This is a genomic window from Hydrocoleum sp. CS-953, assembly GCF_002260545.1.
Classification (GTDB): domain Bacteria; phylum Cyanobacteriota; class Cyanobacteriia; order Cyanobacteriales; family Microcoleaceae; genus Trichodesmium.
This window is the reverse complement of the sequence record NZ_LGSU01000804.1, coordinates 1-4,760: the sequence shown is the minus strand read 5'-3', so window position 1 is coordinate 4,760 and position 4,760 is coordinate 1. Positions and strand designations below refer to the sequence as shown.

Here is a 4,760-nt window from a genome sequence, read left to right as displayed (position 1 = left end):
CCTACTCCCCTACTCCCCTACTCCCCTACTCCTTAAAAAATACTTTTTCACCAAACCCTAAGTATTGAAGGAGACATGATAAATCAATTTTTTCTGAAATTCTTGTAGGGAAGTTCGATGCAACTTCCCTACATTCTTAACTGATAGAAGCCATTTGGAATATTAGCAAAGGCGAGGGTTTTTGGTAAAAGAGTCAGAATTTCCCTTTGTCATGCTCCACAAACAGAATTGCTGAATTGGCGGAGATGGAGAAATAGAATAGAGGAAAAAGGTAGAATAAGCAGCCCCCTTGCTTCACCATCTCCCCTACTCCCCTACTCCCCTACTCTCAATCTATAATTTTAAATAGATCCCTTCAGGGGTTCTATATTTGGCTATTTACAATTTTATCAATCACTTGCTTCCTGACTCACTGAGGCATTCGTCTCAGTCGCTTGCCACAACTTAAAAAGTAAAAATTCAATCCCCTCGCTCAAGGCAGTGATAAAAATTCCATTTTCTTGTTCTGGATCTACTGTAATCCAACTTCCTCCTAAACTAACTTCCACAAATTCATCATCAGCAACACAAAGGGCAATATCTTCTCCACCCTCTTTTTGTACAGCTACCTCCAGCATCGACAACTCAGGTAAACTTATAGATAGCAAAAAAGCTGCTGAACTTGGTTCAACTATAATTTTTTGACCAACTCGCATAGCCAACATTACCCGCAGTGCTACCAACTGTTCGGGAGATTGAGCCAAACGCTCCATATAAAAGCCAGATTCAGTATAAGTTAACTTTAGCATTCCCGGTGGTCTCTCCTTTTTTGACTAGCTGTTAGCCTTTAGCATTTCCTAACGGAATGCTTCGCAAACAGCTATCAGCTTTTAGCAGCTCTGGGTTAATCCCCAAATGGTTTAGGAGGGGTTAAAATTCCCTTCATTCACCTTAAAAAAACTTGCTCCTGCTGATGGCTGAGTGCTGAGTGCTGACTGCTTTTTTAATTTCAAGAGCTTCGGATGTTATTGAGTAATTAATCTATAACTCAAAACTCAAAACTCTTTGCAGTTATTGAAATTAGTTTTGTTTACAACATCTGGCATCTATAGCTAAGAAAGAATTTGGTTAGGACATAGACTGATAATAAATCTTAGACAGCGGAAATGTTTTTCCAACTGTTCCCTGTTCCCTGTTCCCTGCTATAGGATAATTTCCTTGCCATTCTCTTCTCAAATAACGGCATCAAAATTTAGCTCTAGTTACTTCACTAGAACTAACGAAACTTATAAGCAACTTTTCCGGTTTGCTCCTGCAAAAAAATAGAAACTTCTAAACCTCGTGTTGCCGTTCGCGCCAGAACTGTTCAGCAAATGCAATAGTCGGATGTATTGGTGTCTTCGGTTGATTTAATAATTTCATCCCNACTGTTCCCTGTTCCCTGTTCCCTGCTATAGGATAATTTCCTTGCCATTCTCTTCTCAAATAACGGCATCAAAATTTAGCTCTAGTTACTTCACTAGAACTAACGAAACTTATAAGCAACTTTTCCGGTTTGCTCCTGCAAAAAAATAGAAACTTCTAAACCTCGTGTTGCCGTTCGCGCCAGAACTGTTCAGCAAATGCAATAGTCGGATGTATTGGTGTCTTCGGTTGATTTAATAATTTCATCCCTGCTTCAGTAGGAGTACGATTACCTTTAAAAGCATTGCACCTTTCGCAAGCTGTAACTACATTATCCCAACTATGCTTACCACCTTTCGAGCGAGGAATAACATGATCTAAGGTTAAACGCTTAGTAGTACCGCAATATTGACAACGATGATGATCTCGCTTTAATACTTCCCTTCGGTTGACGGGAGGAACTTTCCACACTCGTTCTTGGGAGGCCATCGTTAAGCGAATTTGTTCAGGTACATATAAAACCAAACTAGGAGAACGCACAGGCCAGCCACTTCCATTATCAAAATCTAGAGGTTCAGCTTTACCAGTCACCAATAGAGCGATCGCCCGCTTGATATTTACGCGGGTCATGGGTAGGTAATTCTGGGAAAATACTACTACAGATTGGTTTAATACTTGAGTCATACTGGTCACTGCTTTACCTCCTAATTTAAAATTTTAGATTTTTTATAGCGACTGGTTTCTCAATTAATTGTCCAAATTCAAAAATTTACTTTTATTGCTTTACTTCCTGATCCTATTTAAAACTAACAGCCCCTGCTTCTGTTTATTCGGAAGCGGGGGCTAGAAAAAAGATATTTATACCTTTTAGTCTGAGTTATGTACAGATATTTTCGGTCTGTACCTTCCCCTTCCTAATTGATTTGACCTGATATTTGGCCGTTCAATCTGAAAAAAATAATTAATTTTTTCGAGTAGCCCTAAACCCCCATAATCAATGCCAAAATCTGTTCCATCACATAATATTTTTCCCAAACTCAAGCATGAAGTAGTCACACAACCTTTTAATAGGTTGCTTTTTGACTGTTCGATGGCTTGGATAAATGAAAATTTCACAAGAAGGCTCTCAAAAAGTGGGTTTCAAATCTTACCTTTTTTATACTACACTAATATTACAGATATGTCTAGGTAAAAATCAAGGAGAAAAAAATCATGTACACAATTCCTAAAACCTCAACTACTGATATGGAAGTTACTAGCATTCGTCTAGAAAAGGAGTTAAAGGATAGACTGAAAAAACTGGCTAATAATAAAGGCTATCAAGCTCTGATTCGAGATATCCTCTGGACTTATGTCCAACAAAAGTCTGGCGATTATCGGCCACAATTTTCCCATTCGGATATTCGAGCTAGTTTACCTGCAACAGCTCAACAAGAGGAACGATGTGTACTTACTGGCAAGGTGATACGACCAAGTGAAGCGATGTTATTAGGACTGACGACTAATGGTGATATGGTACCTCTTAGTATAGATAGTCTGGAAGATTAACTACTATTAACTATTGGTGATGGGTAATTGACAATTAAGAAGTACAACAGATGACGACGCCCAATTTTATTTATTTGTCTGTTTGCCCATCACCTGAATCATACATAGTTAAAATGGAAGGGTTGGGAGTTTTTTTGTCTGTTTGTTCCTAACTTTACCAAACCTATTCAACTGAAATACTGGGTTGTTTCATTGGAATAGTTTATCTGATTTCAGGTTGATATTCATTAATTTTTGCTGAAACTTTCTTCTATTTTCCTATTGATTTTTTTTCTGGATTGAATAAAAAGTCATGTGTATATACGAGCGACTAACACTAAATAAATGGTATCAGAATTTGAGGAGGAATGCAATACCAATATCTAGGATTTTTTTGGAGCTTCATAAAATGAAAATGCTATTGATGGAGGATGGAAGGCGATCGCCTATGATGCAACTATCTTTTTAATCATGGGTTATATCATTGGGGCTGGTTGATCTGATTTTTGGTCAAGATTTATTGCTTTAACGCAAGACCTTCTTCTACTGATTTTTTCCTAGATTGAATAAAAAGTTATGCTTATATACGAGCGAATACCAATAAATAAATCTTATCAGAATGTGAAGAGGAATGCAATACCAATATCTAGGATTTTTTTTGGAGCTTCATAAAATGAAAATGGTATTGATGGAGGATGGAAGGCGATCGCCTATGATGCGACTATCTTGTTAATCATAGGTTATATCATTGGGGCTGGTTGATCTGATTTTTGGTCAAGATTTATTACTTTAACGCAAGACCTTCTTCTACTGATTTTTTTTTGATTGAATAAAAAGTCATGCGTATATACGAGCGACTAACATTAAATAAATGGTATCAGAATTTGAGGAGGAATGCAATACCAATATCTAGGATTTTTTTGGAGCTTCATAAAATGAAAATGGTATTGATGGAGGATGGAAGGTGATCGCCTATGATGCAGCTACCTTGAGCGAAAAATTTTGGTTTTAAGGTTCCTCTTGAGAGAGGATAAAAAAAGAATCTTCAGTATTTTAGCCTCCTGGTTTCCTACGGAATGCTGCGCAGAAAGCAGGAGGTACTAATAACTGAAACTGATAACTGAAATGACCCCTAGTCATCTATCTAAGTTAGAGGGAATTCCTTATAAATTGAGACTGATTAATTTCAGGCTCAACCTAGCCCTACTGAATTTTTTTGTATAGTGATAATTTGAGAATATCTTTTTTTGTTTTTGTTCGCTATAAATATAAAAAGAATTATTGAAAGTGCTTTATATTTTAGCTTTAATACCTAAGCCTATGCGTAGATTATGGCAAGTTGGACAAACTGTACTTGGCTTAATATTCCGCCATCCTCTTACGGGTGCTAGTGTAGTCCCTATTTTACCTGATGGCCGGATAGTTTTAGTTCGTCGTCGCGACAATAATCAATATGCTCTACCAGGAGGTATGGTTGAATGGGGCGAAGATGTTTTGACTACCGCGAAAAGGGAGTTATTTGAAGAAACAGGGTTAGAATTAGTAAAAATTCGTCGATTGGTGGGAGTATATTCTGCACCTGATCGAGACCCAAGAGTACATTCTATTAATATTCTGGTGGAAGCTGATGTTCGGGGAAATATGGATGTTAAAGACACCTTAGAGATTAGTCATGTTCAAGCTTTTGAACTTACATCTTTACCACAGAATCTTAGTTATGACTATGCTCGACAATTAAAGGATTATTTGAGTGGTTTGACAATTTTAGACTAAACATTTCTCTAATTGATTAATTGATTAATTGATTCTATTCTCTTACCTGATAACAAAGTTGTTTGGAGGTATCTATT

5 protein-coding genes are annotated in these 4,760 nt (G+C 37.1%); 2 read left to right on the top strand and 3 right to left on the bottom strand.

Annotated elements, in window-relative coordinates:
• Positions 1–389 precede the first annotated feature (389 nt).
• The 3 genes from AFK68_RS10050 to AFK68_RS34840 form a co-directional block, all read right to left on the bottom strand.
• Complete coding sequence (locus AFK68_RS10050) at positions 390–788, bottom strand: alr0857 family protein (protein WP_094672586.1); 399 nt, start codon at positions 786–788, stop codon at positions 390–392.
• Positions 789–1,560: 772 nt separating this feature from the next.
• A complete protein-coding gene (locus tag AFK68_RS10045) occupies positions 1,561–2,067 on the bottom strand; it encodes an HNH endonuclease (RefSeq protein ID WP_371357313.1) in 507 nt (168 codons plus the stop codon).
• A gap of 183 nt (positions 2,068–2,250) precedes the next feature.
• Positions 2,251–2,499, bottom strand: coding sequence for a hypothetical protein (locus AFK68_RS34840; RefSeq protein WP_143437749.1), 249 nt, complete (start codon positions 2,497–2,499; stop codon positions 2,251–2,253).
• 96 nt (positions 2,500–2,595) lie between these two features.
• Here AFK68_RS34840 and AFK68_RS10040 point away from each other — a divergent pair, with 96 nt between their 5' ends.
• Both AFK68_RS10040 and AFK68_RS10035 read left to right on the top strand, forming a co-directional pair.
• On the top strand, positions 2,596–2,931 hold the full coding sequence (locus tag AFK68_RS10040) for a ribbon-helix-helix domain-containing protein (RefSeq protein ID WP_094672584.1): 336 nt from the start codon (positions 2,596–2,598) through the stop codon (positions 2,929–2,931).
• 1,299 nt (positions 2,932–4,230) lie between these two features.
• A complete protein-coding gene (locus AFK68_RS10035) occupies positions 4,231–4,683 on the top strand; it encodes an NUDIX domain-containing protein (protein WP_094672587.1) in 453 nt (150 codons plus the stop codon).
• The last annotated feature ends 77 nt before the right edge of the window (positions 4,684–4,760 follow it).

Excerpts from the sequence above, each read along its gene's own strand:
- AFK68_RS10050 (WP_094672586.1), bottom strand. The coding sequence starts at position 788 with ATGCTAAAGTTAACTTATACTGAATCTGGCTTTTATATGGAGCGTTTG.
- AFK68_RS10045 (WP_371357313.1), bottom strand. The coding sequence starts at position 2,067 with ATGACTCAAGTATTAAACCAATCTGTAGTAGTATTTTCCCAGAATTAC.
- AFK68_RS10040 (WP_094672584.1), top strand. The coding sequence starts at position 2,596 with ATGTACACAATTCCTAAAACCTCAACTACTGATATGGAAGTTACTAGC.
- AFK68_RS10035 (WP_094672587.1), top strand. The coding sequence starts at position 4,231 with ATGCGTAGATTATGGCAAGTTGGACAAACTGTACTTGGCTTAATATTC.